General features: G+C 63.8%; 11 protein-coding genes. 4 read left to right on the top strand and 7 right to left on the bottom strand.

Features of this window, described 5'->3' with window-relative positions; all coding sequences use genetic code 11:
* Together LOY67_RS03940 and LOY67_RS03935 are read left to right on the top strand one after the other, a co-directional pair.
* Positions 1 to 2,319 carry a TonB-dependent receptor gene (locus LOY67_RS03940; RefSeq protein WP_265066031.1) on the top strand — a complete coding sequence of 773 codons (2,319 nt, stop codon included), beginning with the start codon at positions 1 to 3 and terminating at the stop codon, positions 2,317 to 2,319.
* 302 nt (positions 2,320 to 2,621) lie between these two features.
* Entirely contained in the window at positions 2,622 to 5,147 is a 2,526-nt protein-coding gene (locus tag LOY67_RS03935; RefSeq protein WP_265067696.1) for a sulfite reductase flavoprotein subunit alpha, read from the top strand.
* A 131-nt stretch (positions 5,148 to 5,278) separates the two neighbouring features.
* On the opposite strand, the gene LOY67_RS03930 is transcribed toward LOY67_RS03935, so the two are convergent.
* The 4 genes from LOY67_RS03930 to ptsP all read right to left on the bottom strand — a co-directional run bounded on the left by LOY67_RS03930 (position 5,279) and on the right by ptsP (position 12,571).
* Complete coding sequence (locus LOY67_RS03930; RefSeq protein WP_265066030.1) at positions 5,279 to 6,820, bottom strand: alkaline phosphatase D family protein; 1,542 nt, start codon at positions 6,818 to 6,820, stop codon at positions 5,279 to 5,281.
* A 188-nt stretch (positions 6,821 to 7,008) separates the two neighbouring features.
* Complete coding sequence (locus LOY67_RS03925; RefSeq protein ID WP_265066029.1) at positions 7,009 to 8,751, bottom strand: PTS fructose-like transporter subunit IIB; 1,743 nt, start codon at positions 8,749 to 8,751, stop codon at positions 7,009 to 7,011.
* Positions 8,752 to 8,765: 14 nt separating this feature from the next.
* Positions 8,766 to 9,707 (bottom strand): 1-phosphofructokinase, encoded by a 942-nt coding sequence (pfkB, locus tag LOY67_RS03920; RefSeq protein WP_265066028.1) that lies wholly within the window; start codon positions 9,705 to 9,707, stop codon positions 8,766 to 8,768.
* Complete coding sequence (gene ptsP / locus LOY67_RS03915; protein ID WP_265066027.1) at positions 9,707 to 12,571, bottom strand: phosphoenolpyruvate--protein phosphotransferase; 2,865 nt, start codon at positions 12,569 to 12,571, stop codon at positions 9,707 to 9,709. Before ptsP ends, pfkB begins: the two co-directional genes overlap by 1 nt.
* 288 nt (positions 12,572 to 12,859) lie before the next feature.
* Between ptsP and cra the strand changes: the two genes are divergently transcribed.
* Together cra and LOY67_RS03905 are read left to right on the top strand one after the other, a co-directional pair.
* Positions 12,860 to 13,855: a catabolite repressor/activator gene (gene cra, locus LOY67_RS03910; protein WP_265066026.1), complete on the top strand. Its 996-nt coding sequence runs from the start codon at positions 12,860 to 12,862 to the stop codon at positions 13,853 to 13,855.
* A gap of 3 nt (positions 13,856 to 13,858) precedes the next feature.
* The gene (locus LOY67_RS03905) at positions 13,859 to 14,635 is read left to right on the top strand and encodes a TatD family hydrolase (protein WP_265066025.1); all 777 of its coding nucleotides are present in this window, start codon (positions 13,859 to 13,861) and stop codon (positions 14,633 to 14,635) included.
* Between the two features lie 527 nt (positions 14,636 to 15,162).
* Here LOY67_RS03905 and LOY67_RS28410 read toward each other — a convergent pair.
* The 3 genes from LOY67_RS28410 to ampD all read right to left on the bottom strand — a co-directional run bounded on the left by LOY67_RS28410 (position 15,163) and on the right by ampD (position 18,879).
* Positions 15,163 to 15,867: a methyl-accepting chemotaxis protein gene (locus LOY67_RS28410; protein ID WP_413776196.1), complete on the bottom strand. Its 705-nt coding sequence runs from the start codon at positions 15,865 to 15,867 to the stop codon at positions 15,163 to 15,165.
* Between the two features lie 1,618 nt (positions 15,868 to 17,485).
* Positions 17,486 to 18,322 carry a regulatory signaling modulator protein AmpE gene (gene ampE / locus LOY67_RS03895; protein ID WP_265066023.1) on the bottom strand — a complete coding sequence of 279 codons (837 nt, stop codon included), beginning with the start codon at positions 18,320 to 18,322 and terminating at the stop codon, positions 17,486 to 17,488.
* Positions 18,319 to 18,879 (bottom strand): 1,6-anhydro-N-acetylmuramyl-L-alanine amidase AmpD, encoded by a 561-nt coding sequence (gene ampD, locus LOY67_RS03890; RefSeq protein WP_265066022.1) that lies wholly within the window; start codon positions 18,877 to 18,879, stop codon positions 18,319 to 18,321. Before ampD ends, ampE begins: the two co-directional genes overlap by 4 nt.
* Positions 18,880 to 18,914 lie beyond the last annotated feature (35 nt).

Raw genomic sequence — 18,914 nt, 5'->3', positions numbered from 1 at the left:
ATGTCGCGTCAACCATTACAATTACAAGCCAACTCACCGCGTTTGCTGGCGTCCGCCATCGGCGTCGCCCTCACTGCCACGTCCGCTGCGCAGCTGGCCCAGGCGGCGCAGGAAAGCGCTGAAAAGGCCCCAAGCGAGGCCATTTCCCTGGATGCCACCAGCATCACCGGTGAAGCCCAGGACACGACGTCCTATCAGGTCGAAAAAGCCTCTTCCCCGAAATACACCGCACCGCTGGTGGATACCCCACGCTCGGTGACCGTCATCCCCCAGCAAGTGCTCAAGGACACCGGCGCGCTCAATATGCAGGATGCCCTGCGCACCGTGCCGGGCATTACCTTCGGCGCCGGAGAAGGCGGCAACCCCCAGGGGGACCGTCCATTCATCCGCGGCTTCGATGCCCAGGGCGACACCTACCTGGATGGCATGCGCGACACCGGTTCGCAAAGCCGCGAAATCTTCGCCATTGAATCCATTGAAGTCAGCAAAGGCCCGAACTCGGCCATCGGTGGTCGTGGCGCAGCAGGCGGCACCATCAACCTGGTGAGCAAGAAGGCACACCTGGGCGACACCCTCGACGGTGGCTTCACCTGGGGCTCGGACCAGACCCAGCGCTACACCCTGGATGGCAATTATCAGTTCAGCGACAGCGCCGCCGGCCGTCTCAACCTGATGAGCCACGAAAACAACGTCGCCGGTCGCGACAAGGTCAATAACGACCGTTGGGGCATCGCGCCATCGCTGGCGTTCGGCCTCGGCACGGACACCCGGGTCAACCTCGATTACTACCATCTCGAAAGCAACGACCTGCCGGACTCGGGCATCCCTTACAGCATGCCAGCCTCGGGCCTTACCGCCGACCGTACCAAGTCCAACCCGGGCAAGCCCAACGACGGCGGCGACAGCAGCAACTTCTATGGCCTCACCGACCGCGACTTCCGCAAGACCCGTGTCGACACGGCGACCTTCGCCATCGAGCACGATCTGAGCGATGCGCTGACCGTCAAGAACACCCTGCGCCACGGCTCCAGCATGCAGGACTACATCCTGACCCAACCCGATGACAGCAAGGGCAACGTCAACAACGGTTCCGTCTGGCGCCGGGTCAATACCCGGGTCAGTAACGTCGACACCACCACCAACCAGACCGACCTGTTCGGTGATTTCTACGTCGCCGGGTTCAAGAACAGCTTCTCCACCGGCATCGAGCTGAGCCGCGAGAAAGGTGAAAAATCCTCCTACTCCGTCAACACCGACACCGTACCGGGCACCGCCGCCGCGAACACCAACTGCACCCCGTCGATGATCGGCGCGTCGAGTGGCTTCAACTGCACCTCGCTGTCCAACCCGAACCCGGATGATCCGTGGAGCGGCACCATCGCCCGCAACTACGCCGGCACCGACACCACCAGCGTCACCCGTGCGCTCTATGCGTTCGACACCCTGGAGCTGACGCCGCAGTGGCTGGTGAACATGGGCCTGCGCTACGATCATTTCGACACGCAGTACAAAACCTACAACGCCGCCGGCACCACCACGTCCAAGGGCGACGATGTCAGCGAATTCATCACCGGCCAGTTGGGCCTGGTCTGGAAACCGGCCGACAACGGCAGCATCTACGCGTCCTATGCCACTTCGGCCACACCGCCCGGCAACATGGTCGGCGAAGGCCAGGAAGGCAATCCGCTGGGCGGCACGCCGGACCGTAACGGCAACCTGCTGGCAAGCGACATGGAGCCGGAAACCACCAAGAACTACGAGATCGGCACCAAGTGGGACCTGCTCGACAACCGCCTCTCGCTGACCGCGGCGGTCTTTCGCACCGAAAAAGAGAACGCCCGGGTCCAGGTCGATACCACGACTTATGAGAATGCCGGCAAGACCCGTGTCGACGGCCTCGAACTGTCGGCCAGCGGCAAGATCACCGAGAAATGGCAAGTGTTCGCCGGCTACAGCTACCTGGACAGCGAACAGGTCGATGGCGGCCCGTTGAGCGTCACCAATGGCAACCAGTTGCCGAACACGCCGAAGAACAGCGCGAGTGTCTGGACCACCTACGCACTCACGTCGAAGCTGAGTATTGGCGGCGGCGCCTTCTATGTCGACGACGTGTTCGGCAACGTCGCCAACACCACCATGGTCGACTCCTACGTGCGCTACGACGCCATGGCCGCCTACAAGGTCAGCAAGCACCTGGACCTGCAACTCAACGTACAGAACCTGACCGACGAAACTTATTACGACAAGGCGCTCGGAAACCACTTCGCCAACCAGGCGGCGGGACGTACCGCGTTGTTGAGTACCAACTTCCATTTCTGATCGGAAACTGACCCGCCCCTGTGGCGAGGGGATTTATCCCCGCTGGGCTGCGAAGCAGACCTGAAACCAGGCAACTCGGTGTGTCAGGAAAATTGAGTTGCTGCTTTGGGACTGCTTCGCAGCCCAGCGGGGATAAATCCCCTCGCCACAAGTAATGTGCTCGACACCCAGTTGTCGGGACATTGAAAAGCCTCGCTCATCTTCATGAGCGGGGCTTTTATGTGTGTTTATGAATGCTTCTCGATAACACACGGCATAATGCACGCCGTGATGAACAGTAATGAATGAACAAGGCGGGCGACGTGTTGAAGAAAACCCTGTTCCAGTTGCACTGGTTTTTCGGCATCAGTGCCGGGCTGGTCCTGGCATTTATGGGCATTACCGGTACCGCGGTGTCGTTCCAGGACGAGATCCTGCGGGCGCTGAACCCGCAGGTGCTGAGGGTGGAGAAACAACCGGCCGGCGTCCTGCCGCCCGCCGAACTGGTAGAACAGATCGAGGCCGCCGCCGGCAAGACCGTCGCCATGCTCTGGGTCGAGACCGACAGCGGCAACGCCGCACGGGCGATCTTCGCCGCGCCCCCCGGGGAAAAGCGCGGGGCCATGCGCTATTTCAACCCGTACAACGCTCAGTTCATGGGCGATGTGGTGGGCCAGGACTTCTTCGGCCTGATGCTCAAGCTGCACCGTATCCTGGCCCTGGAGGACGTGGGCCGGCAGATCACCGGGGCCTGCACATTGATCCTGGTGTTTTTCTGCCTGTCCGGGCTGTACCTGCGTTGGCCACGCCAGTGGAGGAACTGGCGTGCCTGGCTGACCCTCGACTGGAGGAAGAAAGGCCGCAGTTTCAATTGGGACCTGCATTCGGTGGCCGGTACCTGGTGCCTGGCGTTCTACCTGCTGGCAGCCCTGACCGGGCTGACCTGGTCCTACGACTGGTACAACAAAGGCGTGACCCGCCTGCTCTCCGACTCACCAAAGGAAGAACGGGTGCGCAACCGCGGCCCCGTGCCTGACGGCCCGCCGCCAGTGGCCGACTATCGGGCCATGTGGAGCAGCATCTACAGCGCCGCCGGCCCGGACCTGGCCTCCTACAATGTGCGTATGCCGCCGGTGGCCGGGCAACCGGCGACCGTGTTCTACCTGCTGAAGAATTCGCCCCATGACCGGGCGCTGAACCAGATCATCCTCGACCCGGCCACCGGCGTCGTCAGCCGCCACAGCCGCTACAGCGACAAGAGCCTCAAGGCGCAACTGCTGACCAGTGTCTACGCCCTGCACGTCGGCAGCTATTTCGGCCTGATCGGGCGGATCCTGGTGACGATCGCTGCACTGACCATGCCGCTGTTCTTCATCACCGGCTGGCTGCTGTACCTGGACCGTCGTCGCAAGAAGCGTCAGGTCCGGCAGGCGCGGCAGGAACTGGCCGCCAACCACGGCGACGCACCGGCATGGCTGATCGGTTTTGCCAGCCAGAGCGGCTTTGCCGAACAACTGGCGTGGCAGACCGCCGGCCAGCTCCAGGCCGCAGGGCTGCCGGTGAACGTCCGGCCACTGGCCGGCGTCAGCGAGCAGGACCTGAGCAATTCCACCCACGCCTTGTTTGTGGTCAGCACCTTTGGCGACGGCGAAGGGCCGGACAGCGCCCGGGGTTTCGAACGCAAAGTACTGGGTCGCCCCTTGGGCCTGGAGCGCTTGCAGTACTCGGTGCTGGGGCTGGGGGACCGCCAGTACGAGAACTTCTGCGGTTTCGCCCGGCGCCTGCACGCCTGGCTGGCGGAGCACGGCGGCAAGACCCTGTTCGCCCCGGTGGAAGTCGACAGTGGCGATCCTTACGCCTTGCGTCATTGGCAACAGCAACTGGCCGAACTGACTGGCCAGGCGCCGGTGGACACCTGGAAGGCCCCTGATTTCGAACACTGGACGCTGGACCGGCGCACCTTGCTCAACCCCGACAGCAGCGGCTCGGGCGTCTACCTGCTCGGCCTCAGCGCCCCGGGCCCGAGCAGTTGGCTGGCCGGCGATCTGGTGGAAGTGTTGCCGCGTAATGACCTGTGGGCCATCGAGCATTTCCTCGATGGCCTGGGCATCGCCGGCAACGCTCGCGTACAGGTCGATGGTTTGCCTCAGGACCTCTATCAGGCTCTGGCTACCCGTCAGTTGCCAGAAAACCGTGCCCATCTGGTGGGCCTGCATGCCCAGGCGTTGCTGGACGCTCTGGCGCCGCTGGCGATGCGCGAATATTCCATCGCCTCGATCCCGGCCGACGGCGTGCTGGAACTGATCGTGCGCCAGGAACGCCACGCCGACGGCAGCCTGGGCATCGGCTCCGGCTGGCTCACCGAACATGCCCCGCCGGGCAGCGCCATCAGCCTGCGGGTGCGGCGCAACAGCGGCTTTCACCTGCCGCCCCAGGGCGTGCCGATGGTCCTGCTCGGCAACGGCACCGGCCTGGCGGGCCTGCGCAGCCTGCTCAAGGCCCGTGTCGCCGAAGGCCCGCAGCGTAATTGGCTGCTGTTTGGCGAGCGTCAGCGCGAACACGATTTCCACTGCCGCGATGAGCTGCAGGAATGGGTGACCTCCGGCGACCTGGAACGCCTGGACCTGGCGTTCTCCCGGGACCAGGATCAGAAAATCTACGTCCAGGACCGTCTGCGCGAATCCGCCGCGCTGCTCAAGCAATGGCTGGCCGACGGGGCGGCGATCTATGTCTGCGGCAGCTTGCAGGGCATGGCGTCGGGGGTGGACCGGGTGCTCAACGACGTGCTGGGGGCCGAGGAAGTGGAGCGGTTGATCGAGCAGGGGCGGTATCGGCGGGACGTTTACTGACCAACCACACCATGTCCCCCTGTGGGAGCGAGCCTGCTCGCGATAGCGGTGTATCAGACACCATGTTTGTCGACTGACACTCCGCATCGCGAGCAGGCTCGCTCCCACAGGGGATGTTGTGCAGCTGGAATTCAGATCGGCTGCAGCTTCTTCTCAAACACCGCCACACCCTCCAGATCCCGCAACACCACACCCATCTCCCCGCTCTGCCCGTCGATGTTCACCTCGCCAAAGAACTGGTAGCCGGCAAACGGCGAGGTGTTCTGGGCCGGAGGTGCCTTCTGGAACACCACTTCCGGGCCGAAGGTCTTGTCCAGGACATTGGGCCCGAAGCTGCCGGCGTTCAGCGGTCCGGCGACAAACTCCCAGAACGGCTCGAAATCCTGGAACGCGGCCTGTTCCGGGTGGTAGTGGTGAGCAGCGCAATAGTGGACGTCAGCGGTAAGCCAGACGTAGTTGCGCACCTGATGCTTGCGCAGGTAGCCGAGCAGTTCAGCGATCTCTACTTCTCGCCCCTGGGCCTGGCCCGGGTCACCGTTGGCGACCGCTTCCCAGCGCGGCACACCGGGGCTGACTTCGCCGTCGGGCACGCCCAGGCCGATGGGCATGTCGGCGGCGATGATTTTCCATTGGGCACGGGATTGCTTGAGCTCGCGCTTGAGCCAATCCAATTGCTCCCGACCGAGGAACGGTTTGGCCGCGCCGAGGTTGGCGTCATTGGCTTCGCGGTAGCTGCGCATGTCGAGCACGAATACATCGAGCATCGGCCCATAACTCAGCTTGCGGTAGATCCGCCCGCCCTGGTCGGCCTTCTGCAAGCGCATCGGCGCGTACTCCAGCCAGGCCTGCCGCGCACGGCCCACCAGGGTGCCGATATCCTTGGTCTGGTAGCGCTCGTCCAGTTGCTTGCCCGGCGACCAGTTGTTGACCACCTCGTGGTCGTCCCATTGCCAGATCTGCGGCACTTCGGCGTTGAAGCGTCGCACGTTCTCGTCCATCAGGTTGTAGCGGTAGTTGCCGCGATACTCCTCCAGCGTCTCGGCCACCTTGCTCTTGGCTTCGGTGGTGAGGTTGCGCCAGATGCGCCCGCCTTCCGTGGTGATCTGTGCCGGCACCGGGCCGTCGGCGTAGATGGTGTCGCCGCTGTGGATGAAAAAATCCGGTAGGCGCAGACGCATGGCTTCATAGATGCGCATGCCGCCGATGTCCGGGTTGATCCCGAAGCCCTGGCCGACGGTGTCGCCGCTCCAGACAAAACGGATGTTGCGCTTGATCTGCGGCGCGCTGCGCAAATGGCCCAACCAGGGCTCACTGGCAACGCCGCTCTGGGCGTCTTCTAAATGTACGCGGTAGAAAATCGCCTGGTCAGGCGGCAGGCCGGTGAGTTCGACCCGGGCGGTGAAGTCGCTGCGGCTGTCGGCCACTGGCGAGACAAAGCGCCGGGGGTTGTGGAAACGACTGCGGGTGTCCCATTCCACCACCATCCGCGCCGGACGGTCGCTGCGACTCCAGACCATCACCCGATCACCCTGCAAGTCACCGGACTGCACACCGTCAGTCAGTACAGGGCGGTCCTTGACCGAGGCAATCACCGACGGCGCCAACCCCGGCAACAACAACCCCGCCCCCACGGCTTGCATCACTCGGCGACGGCCCAGGTCGAATTCGCTCATGGTGTTCCTCCCAAATGGGGAAACTAGAGCATGCTCGTGTTAATCGTTTATGAACGCCGCAGAAACCATTGTGGGAGCGAGCCTGCTCGCGATTGCAGAGTGTCAGATAACAGAGTTGTTGGCTGATACACCGCTATCGCGAGCAGGCTCGCTCCCACAGGGGGACTTCATTGTCTTAAGGAAATGGATCAGGCCTTGGCGGGCTCCAGCGCCATTTCCACTTCCTCCGGTCGCTTGAGCAGCGCATACGCCACCGCCGTCAGCAGGCTGCCCGCCACAATCGCCAGCAAATACAGCAACGCATGGTTGATGGCATTGGGGATCAGCATCACGAACAGCCCGCCATGGGGTGCCATGAGTTTGCAGCCGAAGTACATCGACAGCGCACCGGTCAGCGCACCGCCGGCGATGCTGGCCGGGATCACCCGCAGCGGATCCTTCGCCGCGAACGGAATCGCGCCTTCGGAAATGAAGCACAACCCCAGCACCAGCGCCGCCTTACCGGCCTCGCGCTCGGTCTGGGCGAACTTGCGACGGGCGATGAAGGTGGCGATGCCCAGGCCAATCGGCGGCACCATACCGGCGGCCATGGTCGCGGCCATCGGTGCGTAGCTCTGCGAGGCCAGCAGCCCCACCGAAAATGCATAGGCGGCCTTGTTGATCGGCCCGCCGAGGTCGACGCACATCATCGCCCCCAGCAGCACGCCCAGCAGAATCGCATTGGTGGTGCCCATGCTGTCGAGGAAATGAGTCAGGCTTTCGAGCATCCCCGCCACCGGCTTGCCCACCACGTAGATCATCACCAGCCCGGTGAACAGGCTCGCCAGCAACGGGATGATCAGGATCGGCTTGAGCGCTTCCAGGCTCTGGGGCAGACGCACGTAGCGGTTGATCGCTTTGGCCGCATAACCGGCCAGGAAGCCGGCGATGATCCCGCCGATGAACCCGGCGCCCAGGGTGCTCGCCAGCATCCCGCCGATCATTCCCGGCGCCAGGCCCGGACGGTCGGCGATGGAATAAGCGATGTAACCGGCCAGCAGCGGCACCATCAATTTGAAAGCGCTTTCGCCACCGATCTGCATCAGCGCAGCCGCCAAGGTGCCGGGTTCCTTGAACGCCGTGATGCCGAACACGAACGACAACGCGATCAACAAACCACCGGCCACCACCATCGGCAGCATGAACGACACGCCGGTCAGCAGATGCTTGTAAACGCCGGTCTTCTCCGCCTTGGCCGGCGTCGCGCTGCTGTTCGAGGCACTTTCCTGCCGGCCTTCGACCAACGCCTTGTTCAGCGTGGCTTCGGCCTGCTTCAAGGCAATGCCCGTGCCGCAGCGATAGATCTTCTTGCCGGCAAAGCGCTCGGTGGCGACTTCGATGTCGGTCGCCAGCAGCACCACGTCCGCCTCTGCGATGGCCTGGGCGCTCAACGGATTGCGGGCGCCAACCGAGCCTTGGGTTTCCACTTGCAAGTGGTAACCCAGTTTCGTCGCAGCCTGCTGCAACGCCTCGGCGGCCATGAAGGTGTGAGCCACGCCCGTCGGACAAGCGGTGATCGCAACCAGTCGCGGGACGCGCTCGGACGATACCGCAGGCGGCGCCTCTGGAGCCTGCACCTCGACAAACACCTCGGCCTCTTCGGCGCCACGCCGCAGCAGCGCGTCGACATCCTGCAGAGCCTGGGCCGGGGTGCTGCGGAACAGGCGCTTGCCGACGAACCGCGACAGGTCCACCGGGCCGCTGGCAACCAGCAACACCCATTCGGCCGCCTCAAGGGTGGCCGCTGACAACTGGCGCTCCGGATGGGCCGCGTCATGCACCTCGACGCTGGTGCTCCATCCCTGGCGCTGGGCCGCCGCGTCCAGCAGGCGGGCGCACAACACACTGGTGACCATGCCGTTCGGGCAGGCCGTCACAATGGCTAATTTCATTCTCGCGAACCCTCTTATTGTTCTGTCAGGGGGCGCACGCGCACGCCCTGTTCAAGCGACGCCAGCAACGCGCTGTCATGGATGCCGAAACCGATCTGGGTGACCGCCATCGCGGCGATGGCCGTGGCGGTGCGCAGGGTCTGTTCCGGGGCATGTGCACCGAGCAGGCCGTGCAGCATGCCCGCCAACAGCGAATCACCGGCACCCACGGTGCTGGCGACGGTGACCTTGGGGGGAGACGCGTGCAGCGCCGAGCCGACGCTGAACCAGTTCACTCCCTCGGCGCCGTGGGAAATCACCACATGCTCGACGCCCTGGCCGTGCAAGCGTTGCGCCGCCTGGGCCTGGGCCTGTTCGGTCACTACATCGCAGCCCAGTGCATCGGCCAGTTCCTCGGTGTTCGGCTTGATCAGCCACGGCCCGGCCGCCAGCGCGACGCGCAAGGCTTCGCCGCTGGTGTCGAGGGCCACCCTCAGGCCGAGGGTTTTCAGACGCGTGATCAACGCCTGCAACCACTGCGGGCTGACACCTCGGGGCAAACTGCCCGCCACCACCACGACATCGTGAGCGGGGGCGATCTGCTCCAGTCGCGCCAGCAACGCTTGCTGCGCCGCGTCATCGACCCTCGGGCCGGGGCCGTTGAGGTCGGTGATGCGTCCATCCTGCTCGGCCAGCTTGATGTTGCTGCGGGTTTCCCCGGGCACACGGATAAAGGCGTCGACAAACCCGCGCTGAGCGAACAACGTCTCGAACGCCTGGGCGTTGTCTTCACCCAGAAAGCCACTGACGGTCAGCGTATGCCCGAGGTCGGCCAATACCTGGGCCACGTTCACGCCCTTGCCGGCGGCGTGGCTGTGCATGGCATCGCTGCGGTTGACCTGGCCCGGTTCCAGGCGCGCCAGTTCCACCGTGAGGTCGAGCGCCGGGTTGAGGGTCAGGGTAAGAATCTTCGCCATTACAGCGCCTCCACTAATGCGCGCACGTCATTGGCGCTGCCCACGGCCAACGCCTCGCGGGCCAGGTTTTGTGCCTGTTCGAGGCTCAGTTCGCGTACCCGCGCCTTGACCTCGGCAATGCTGCGGGCCGACACGCTCAGTTCATCCACGCCCAGGCCCACCAGCACCGGCACCGCCAGCGGGTCGGCCGCCAGCTCACCGCACACGCCGACCCATTTACCATGGGCATGGGCAGCGCGCACGGTGATGTCGATCAGTTGCAGTACCGCCGGGTGCAAGCCGTCGGCCTGGGCCGAAAGACTCGGGTGACCACGGTCGATGGCCAGGGTGTACTGGGTCAGGTCGTTGGTACCCACACTGAAGAAGTCGACCTCCTTGGCGAGCACCGGTGCCAGCAGCGCGGCGGACGGCACTTCGATCATGATCCCCAGTTGCAGGTCCGCCACCGGGATTTCCAGGCGCAGGCGCTCGGTCATGTCCCGGGCCTGGCGCCACTCTTCGACGCTGCCGACCATCGGGAACATGATCCGCAACGGACGGTTGTCCGCCGAACGCAGCAAGGCACGCAGTTGCGCTTCCATGATCTGCGGGCGCTGCAAGGTCAGGCGAATGCCACGCACGCCGAGGAACGGGTTTTCTTCTTTCGCGATCGGCCAGTACGGCAGCGGCTTGTCGCCGCCGACATCGAGGGTGCGCACCACCAGCGGCCGCCCCGCCAGGCCATCGAGCACCTTGCGATATTCGGCTTCCTGGGTCGCTTCATCCGGTGCCTGGGTGTGGGCCATGAAAATCAGTTCGGTGCGCAACAGGCCGATGCCTTCGGCGCCCTGCTCCACCGCGCTGGCGACCCCGGCGCTTTCGCCGATGTTGGCGAACACTTCCACCGGATGGCCGTCGCGGGTCAGCGCCGGTTGATGACGCTGTTCGGCGGCAGCCTTGAGGCGCTGCTCGCGGGTGTCACGCTCCTCGACGGCGCGTTGCAGGGTGGCGGCATCAGGCGCCACATGCAGGCGGCCGCGCTGGCCGTCCAGCAACAATGAAGTGCCCGGCGCCAGCAGCAACACCGAGGCCCCGGCCCCGACCAGCGCCGGAATGCCCAAGGCCCGGGCGACAATCGCGCTATGGGCGGTGGCGCCACCGCGTGCGGTGAGAATCCCCGCCACCCGGCTCGGGTCCAGGCGTGCCACGTCGGACGGACCGACCTCGTCCATCACCAGGATGTACGGTTGCTCGGGTTCGCTCGGGGTTTCGACGCCACATAACTGCGCCAGCACCCGACGGCCTACGTCCCGCAGGTCGGCAGCACGCTCGGCGAGCAGTGCATCCTGCAAGGCTTCCTGTTCTTTCGCGGCGGCCTCGATCACGCCCATCCACGCCGCTTGCGCACTTTCACCGAGCTTCAAACGGGTGTCGACTTCGTCAGTCAGCTCCGGGTCATCGAGCATTTCCTGGTGGGTAATGAAGATTTCGCGGATGGCCTTGGCCTTGGCGCGCTCGATCAGGCCTTCGATATCGCGGCGCACCTGATTCAAGGCGTTTTGCAGGCGCTCGCGCTCGATGGCGGCCGACTCGCCACGCAGCGGATAGTCGATGGCTTGCAGCACCTGGACATGGGCCGGGCCGATGGCGATACCCGGCGCGGCAGGCACCGCCTGGATCAGGCTGCCGGATGCGGGGGCCAGCATCACGGTCGCGACTTCGGCCATTGGGCTTTCCTGCGGCGCACTCGGCGGCGGCAGCGGTTCGACTTCTTCACCGAGGCCTTCTTCGATGGCCGCCAACAATGCCGGCAGCGCATCGGCGGCGATGCTCGGTTCAGCGATGAATTCCAGGATCTGCCCGCGACGGGCACCCAGGCTCAGCAGTTTGCTCAGGCTCTTGGCCGACACGGCGCTGTCCTGGCCGTCGACGATGCGCACGCGGATCTCGCCTTCAAAGCTTTTCGCCAGTTGCGCGAGGATCTTCGCCGGACGCGCATGCAAGCCGTGGGCGTTGGCCAGGCCAATACGGGCACTGGGCCAGTCGGCGGGCAGTTCACCGCCCAGCACTTCCAGCACCTTGCGGCTGCTGGTGGCACGGCCCAGCTCGTGGCCGCGACCTTCGATCAACAACGCGCAGAGTCGCTCGAGCAACGCCTGGTGAGCTTCACCGAGGCTGGCGAGACAGAACAGGCCACTCAAGGGTTGGCCCAGATAACGGATGGGCTTGTCCGGTGTGACGAAGGCCAGGCCCGGGCGCTTGACGGTCTGTTCGCTGTGCAGCCACCACAGGCCATCACCCAGGGGCAGCGCGTCGACCTGCTGCAACACCCCGGCAAAGCCATTACTCACGCAATCGGCCTGGCGCAGCAGACGGGCGCCGCGCCATACCAGTTCTTCGAAATCGTCGGCCGACACGCCGAGCCCGATCATCTGCGCATCCAGGGCCAGTTCCTGCGGCGCACCCTGCAGCAATTTCAGCAAGGCTTCAGCGGAACCGGCACGACGCAGCGCCTGGCCCAGGTCGGTCTCGCCCAGGGCGCGGGTCAACAGTTGCAGCAGGCGCAGGTGCTCATCGGACTTGGCCGCGATACCGATCGCCAGGTAGACGATCTGACCGTCGCCCCAGTCCACGCCGTCGGGGAATTGCAGCAAACGCACGCCGGTCGAATGCACCAGGTCGCGGGTTTGCGGCGTACCGTGGGGGATGGCGATACCTTGGCCAAGAAAGGTCGAACCCTGGGCTTCGCGGGCCTGCAAGCCGGCGAGATAACCTTCGGCTACCAGGCCATCGGCCACCAGTTTGTCAGCGAGCAATTGCAGCGCGGCGGCTTTATCCACGGCCGTCTGGGCCATGGATATCTGCTCTGGATTGAGCTCGAGCATGCTTTCTCCTTTTTGGCGTCGGGTTAGCGCCAGGTATTGTTTTGAATGACAGGTTAGCGTCCCAGGACAGCTTTTGGCGGTATCGCGGCAGAACGGCCAAAAAATCCTGCTAACCTTGAAAATACGCTTGCTGAAACGTTTAATCTAGAAAGATTGGCACGTTACTCGATAATCTCTCATCCTTGAAGTGCAACTTGTCGCCAGCGTTTGGACAATGACCGTCGGGCTGAATCGGGTAGGATGGACGCTCATTGTCGGGGCAAACTCGAAAAAACAAGGAAAAACGGGTTGAAACTCAGTGATATCGCCCAACTGGCCGGTGTGTCCGTCACCACCGCCAGCTATGTCATCAATGGCAAGGCCGAACAACAACGCATCAGCAATGCGACCGTCGAACGGGTGCGTGCGGTGGTCGAAGAACATGGCTTCACGCCTAACCCCCAGGCCGCCGGATTGCGCAGTCGGCATACCCGTACCCTGGGCTTCATCCTGCCGGACCTGGAAAACCCCAGTTACGCCCGCATCGCCAAGCTGCTGGAACAGGGTGCCCGGGCGCAGGGCTACCAGCTGCTGATCGCCAGTTCCGATGACGCGCCGGACAGCGAGCGGCAGCTGTTGCAGCTGTTCCGCGCCCGGCGCTGCGATGCGCTGATCGTCGCCAGTTGCCTGCCGGCCGGGGATGACAGCTACCGCCAGTTGCAGGCCAAGGGCATTCCGATCATCGCCATCGACCGGGTGATGGAGCCTGAGCACTTCTGCTCGGTGATCAGCGACGACCGCCAGGCCAGCCTGCAACTGACCCGCAGCCTGCTGGAGACACAACCCCGGCAAATCGTGCTGGTCGGCGCTCGCCCCGAGCTGAGTATCAGCCAGGAGCGCGCCGCGGGCTTTCGCGAAGCACTGAGCGGGTTCGAAGGCCAAGTACTGATCGAACACGGCGAGTCGTTCAGCCGCGAATGCGGCCGCCAGTTGATGGACGACTTGCTCAAACGCCTGGGGCACCTGCCCGATGCGCTGATCACCACCTCCTATGTGCTGCTGCAAGGGGTGTTCGACGCCCTGCACGACTTCCCGCTCAAGTCGCGCCCGTTGCGCCTGGGTACCTTCGGTGACACGCAATTGCTGGATTTCCTGCCATTGCCGGTCAATGCCATGTCCCAGCAACATCAACTGATTGCCGACAAGGCGTTGGAGCTGGCCCTGGCGGCCATCGAGAACGATGACTACCAGCCTGGCGTGCAGGCCATTGCGCGGACCTTCAAGCAGCGTATTCACCAGGGCTGAATCGTGGAGCTGATCGACACCCACACCCACCTGGACTTTGCCGATTTCGACGCGGATCGCCCGGCGCTGCTGGCCGCAAGCCGCGCCCTGGGGGTCCGGCAGATGGTGGTGCTGGGGGTGTATCGGGAGAACTGGCAGCGGGTCTGGGACCTGGTGCAGAGCGATTCGGACCTGCACGCCGCGCTAGGCCTGCACCCGGTGTATCTCGACCAGCATCGCCCCGACGACGTGACGCAACTGCGCGACTGGTTGGTCCGCCTGGCCGGGCATCGGCAGTTGTGCGCGGTGGGGGAAATCGGCCTGGATTACTACGTCGAGGGCCTGGACCGCGAGCGTCAGCAGACGCTGTTCGAAGCGCAACTGCAATTGGCGGCGGAGTTCGAACTGCCGGCACTCATCCACGTGCGTCGCAGCCACGCGGCGGTGATCGCCACCCTCAAGCGCTTTGCCCTGAAGCGTGCGGGGATCATCCACGCCTTCGCCGGCAGTTTTGAAGAAGCCCGCGAATACATCAAGCTCGGCTACAAACTCGGCCTCGGCGGCGCCGCCACCTGGCCCCAGGCCCTGCGCATGCACCGAGTGCTGGCGAAACTGCCGCTGGATGCCGTGGTGCTGGAAACCGACTCCCCGGACATGGCCCCGGCGATGTTCCCCGGCCAGCGCAACAGCCCGGCGCACCTGCCGGCGATTTGCGAGGCATTGGCCGGGATCATGGCGATCGATCCGGAGCAATTGGCCGAGGCCAGTACGGCGAATGCCCGGCAATTGTTCAACTGGTGACCGTACTCCCCTGAGAGGGCGGGGTTGCTCGCGAAAGCGGTCTGCCTGAGCAGGTGATGTTGCCTGTGCGGGCGCCATCGCGAGCAGGCTCGCTCCCACAATGAGACTGGCGTACACCCGAAAGAGCCAGGTCGGCTGTAAGGCCGCCTCGCGGTAGACGTTGATCTCGGCGCCCCGTTAACCACGCTGGCCGAACGCAGGTATTGCGTAGTGGGCATCCCGGCATGGATGCCGGGATAGCCGCGCTGGGCCATGGATGGCCCTTCGCGGCGGGCCCACGGAGCAATGCCTGCGTTCGGGCATGCCGAGCCTAGGCGAGGCACCTAGTGGTGGGGCATGAGCGCTTTGGTTACTTTCGCCTGGGCCGGCATTCCGGCTTTTCGAAAGTGACTCGGCGTAAGGCCGAAACCCTAAGTGGCCGTTACCGCAGCAACGGATATGTACCCGGTCAACAAAGCCCCGGCCGGCTATCAGGCCGCCTCGCGAGCAGGCTCGCTCCCACAGAGGGTTCAACGATGAACCCGTAGCTATACCCGAAACGCACTGATCAACAACTTGAGCTGCCCCACCTGCACCGACAACTCACGGCTCGCGTCCTCCGTCTGATGCGCCCCCTCGGCAGTGCGTTCACCCGCACGATTGATCTCGACAATGTTCTGGTCAATGTCATGAGCCACCGCCGTCTGCTGCTCCACCGCGGCAGCGATCTGCTGGTTCTGGTCGACGATCATCCCAACCGCACCGAGAATATTCTCCAGCGCCTGCTGGACCTTTTCCGACTGACCGACCGTGCCGCTGGCCATTTCATGACTGGTGCCCATGGCCTTGACCGCCGCCCCCACACCGCCGTGCAAACGGCTGATCATCGCTTCAATTTCCTCAGTCGACTGCTGCGTCCGCTTGGCCAGGGTCCGCACCTCATCGGCCACTACCGCAAAACCGCGTCCCTGTTCCCCGGCCCGAGCCGCCTCAATCGCGGCATTGAGCGCCAGCAGGTTGGTCTGCTCGGCAATGCTCTTGATCACATCCAGCACACGACTGATGGCCTGGCTGTCGGTCGCCAACTGGTTGATCACCTGCACCGATTGATCGATCTCGCTGGCCAGGCGGGCGATGCTGCCCTGTTGGGACTCCACCAGCCCACGGCCACTCAACGTTTCATCGTTCACACTGTGAGCGCTGCTGACCGCCGCGGCGGCACTGCGGGCCACCTCCTGGGCCGTGGCCGACATCTGGTTCATCGCCGTGGCGACCAGTTCGATCTGGCTGCGCTGCCCGGCCACCGCCTGGTTGCTTTGGGCCGATACCGATTCCACCTGTCCGGCCTGACGTTCCACCTCGGCGACGGTCTGGCCGACCCGTTCGATCAGGTCGTGGATCTTCGCTACCGTGCCGTTGAACACCTCACCCAACTCGCCCAGCTCGTCCTTGCTGCGGGCCACGAAATTGACCGTCATGTCCCCCGCCGCCACTTTGTCCATCATCCGGCCCAGGTAATGGAGGGTGGTACGGGTCGAGGCATAGAAGCCGGCGTACAGATAGAAAATCAGCAGGAACACCGCCACCAGCGCCACGGCCTGCAGCACCATGTGGCTGCGGTTCTGTTCCAGGCGATGCTGCAACTGGACACCGAGGAAACCCAGCGCTGCGTCGTTCAGCCGGTAGGTCTGCTCCATCAGGCCGCTGACCTGATCATAGAAGGCCGGCCAAGGCGCATCGAGGGTGTCGGCCATCACCACCTGTTCCTCGATCAGCTCAGCGACCTTCTTCAAAGTGCCCTTGCTAGCGTCAGCCGGGCCGGCAAGGGCTTGTCCAGCCACTTGACTGGAGGTCAACGCGTCGTGCAGCTTCAAGCCATATTCACCCTGGACTTTTTCGATCTGCGCCAGCAGCTCATCGAACCGGGTACTGGACGCGGAATTGAGAAAGCCCAGGCCCAACGCCGAAGCACCCAGTGCACGGCCTTCACCGAGGATCTGGGTGACATTGGGGGTCACGCCGGTCATCAGTTCGCTGAGCTGGCGGATGTCGCTCTGACTGTCGCGGCTCAGCCCCGCCTGGCTGGCGATGATCTGGCTGAATATCTGCGAACTGTTGAGCAGCTTGCCGATCAGCGCACTTTTGCTTTGCAGGGAATTTTCGGCTTGCTGGGCCTTGAACCCGGTGATCATTTCGTCGCGCTTGGCGTTGAAAATACTCACCTGTTCGGGCTCCACGGCCATGGCGGTCATGCCCTGCAGACGCGCAAGGATCTGCTGCTCAAGGGTGGCTATTTTCGCGTCCACATCGCCGGCCTTGCCGGACTGACCGAGGCTGGCATTGATCTGCACCAGGTTGTTCAAGGTTTCCAGGTCGCGGCGCAAGGTCAGGCTGCTGCCCAACAGGTCGAGGCTTTGCAGCTCCACTTGCGTCCCCTGGAATTCACGGTAGGAATCGCGCACCAGAAAGAAGTTGGTCACCAGCATCGGCAGCAGGAACATCACGCTGATCAGGCTGAACTTCATGCCGAAACTCAGGCGATTCATCAGGGCGACGGCGGGCCAGAGCAAACTCTTCACAAGGAAGTCTCCCGGTAGTGTTTTTATTGTTATGGGGCGTGCGCGCAGAGACAGCAGAAAGCCACTATCGGGCGCTGTCCCTGTATAGCCTAAATCAGAGGGGAGATTTGTAACTTAAGGTTAACGGTGTAGGAGCTGTCGAGTGCAACGAGGCTGCGATCTTTTCCCTAGGCACTTGAGTCCCAAGCGAAAGATCAAGAGATCGCAGGCTTCGCCAGCTCCTACAGAGCCGAGCGGGAGCAAGCTCCCTCGCCACAACAAATTGCATTAACAAAAAGGGAATCGAGTGGGATCAGGCCAACACCGTCCACAACGCAAACCCGGCATACCAGAGCACCGCCGCACGCAGCAGCAGTTCCCAGAGCCGGTCGAGGCTGTTGATGCCGTCCGGCCCCGCCAAGGGCTCAGGAATTTCGCCGGCCACCAGGCCGACCTTGTCGACCAGTTGAGCGGCGCTGATGTTCCAGTTCAGCAGTTCGTGCAGCATCACCCGGCTGACCGCCACGAAGTTGCCCACCAGGGCAAAACTCGCCGCCAGCAGCCGCACCGGCACCCAGTCGAAAGCATGGCGCAGTTGCGCTGCCCGCTCGGCCACGCCAGGGTTCTGGCTATGCTCGGCGGCCAGCGCCAGCAGGCGATAACTCAGGGCCGCCACCGGACCGAGCAGGAAGTACCAGAAGATCACCGCGAAAAAGCTCTGGTAGGCCTGCCACAACAGATGGCCCTGGACCCGTCCCAACAACTGCGCGCCACTGTCGGCTTCAATCCCCAGGTCGCGCTTGGCCACATGGGTAGCGGCTTGCAGGTCTTCGCGCCGCCACGCATCGCGAAATGGTCCCAGCCCAGCCAACAGATCACCACGCCCCAGGCTGTAGATCACCACCAGCAGGTGCACCGGCAGCACCAGCAATCCATAGGCCAGCGGCTCCAGCATCCACAGCAACAACGCCAGCAGCGCCACGGGCAGCAGGACCATGGCCACCAGCACCAGCCAGGGCCGGTTGACCCAACGCGGGCTCACCTCGATTCTGTTCAGCTCGCCCAGCCACGCGCCATCACGCTGGACCCGCTGGCGCAGGGCCGAGAACTTCTCGATCCAGACCGCCAGCAGCAACACCAGAAAACTCATTGCCCTTCCCCTTCTGTCAGGGCCGCTCGATAGCGTACCCAGTCAAATGCCGGTCCCGGATCGGTCTTGCGCCCCGGAGCGATGTCGCTGTGCCCGCAGATACGCTGCACGGTGATCGCCGCGAAGGCCGCTTGCAACTGCCGCGTCAGATCCACCAGGGCGGCATACTGCGGGTCGGTGAACGGCAGATCATCGGTGCCCTCGAGCTCGATGCCAATGGAAAAATCGTTGCAGGTTTCCCGGCCCTCGAAGCACGAAACGCCCGCATGCCATGCACGCTCCAGACAAGAGACAAACTGGGTAACGGCGCCGTCACGCTCGATCAGAAAATGCGCGGAGACACGCAGGTCGGCGATACCGGCAAAGTAAGGATGTTCCGTGACATCCAGACGATTCTGGAAGAATTCCTGCACCTTGCCGGTGGCGAACTGGGCGGGCGGCAGGCTGATGTTGTGGATCACCAGCAGGGAAATTTCGCCCTCGGGGCGCGCATTGAAGTTGGGCGATGGGCAATGACGCACGCCATCGCACCAACCGCTCGCGGGGTCCAGCTGCATACAGGTTCCTTCGAAGACGACGGTGATACCGCCAG

Origin of the sequence: Pseudomonas sp. B21-056 (assembly GCF_026016325.1) — a bacterium.
Lineage (GTDB): Bacteria > Pseudomonadota > Gammaproteobacteria > Pseudomonadales > Pseudomonadaceae > Aquipseudomonas.
Note: the sequence above shows the minus strand (reverse complement) of the source record. Positions and strands in the feature narration are given on the sequence as shown.

Excerpts from the sequence above, each read along its gene's own strand:
- LOY67_RS03940 (WP_265066031.1), top strand. The coding sequence starts at position 1 with ATGTCGCGTCAACCATTACAATTACAAGCCAACTCACCGCGTTTGCTG.
- LOY67_RS03930 (WP_265066030.1), bottom strand. The coding sequence starts at position 6,820 with ATGAGCGAATTCGACCTGGGCCGTCGCCGAGTGATGCAAGCCGTGGGG.
- LOY67_RS03925 (WP_265066029.1), bottom strand. The coding sequence starts at position 8,751 with ATGAAATTAGCCATTGTGACGGCCTGCCCGAACGGCATGGTCACCAGT.
- pfkB (WP_265066028.1), bottom strand. The coding sequence starts at position 9,707 with ATGGCGAAGATTCTTACCCTGACCCTCAACCCGGCGCTCGACCTCACG.
- ptsP (WP_265066027.1), bottom strand. The coding sequence starts at position 12,571 with ATGCTCGAGCTCAATCCAGAGCAGATATCCATGGCCCAGACGGCCGTG.
- LOY67_RS28410 (WP_413776196.1), bottom strand. The coding sequence starts at position 15,867 with ATGTCGGCCACGGCCCAGGAGGTGGCCCGCAGTGCCGCCGCGGCGGTC.
- ampE (WP_265066023.1), bottom strand. The coding sequence starts at position 18,322 with ATGAGTTTTCTGGTGTTGCTGCTGGCGGTCTGGATCGAGAAGTTCTCG.
- ampD (WP_265066022.1), bottom strand. The coding sequence starts at position 18,879 with ATGCAGCTGGACCCCGCGAGCGGTTGGTGCGATGGCGTGCGTCATTGC.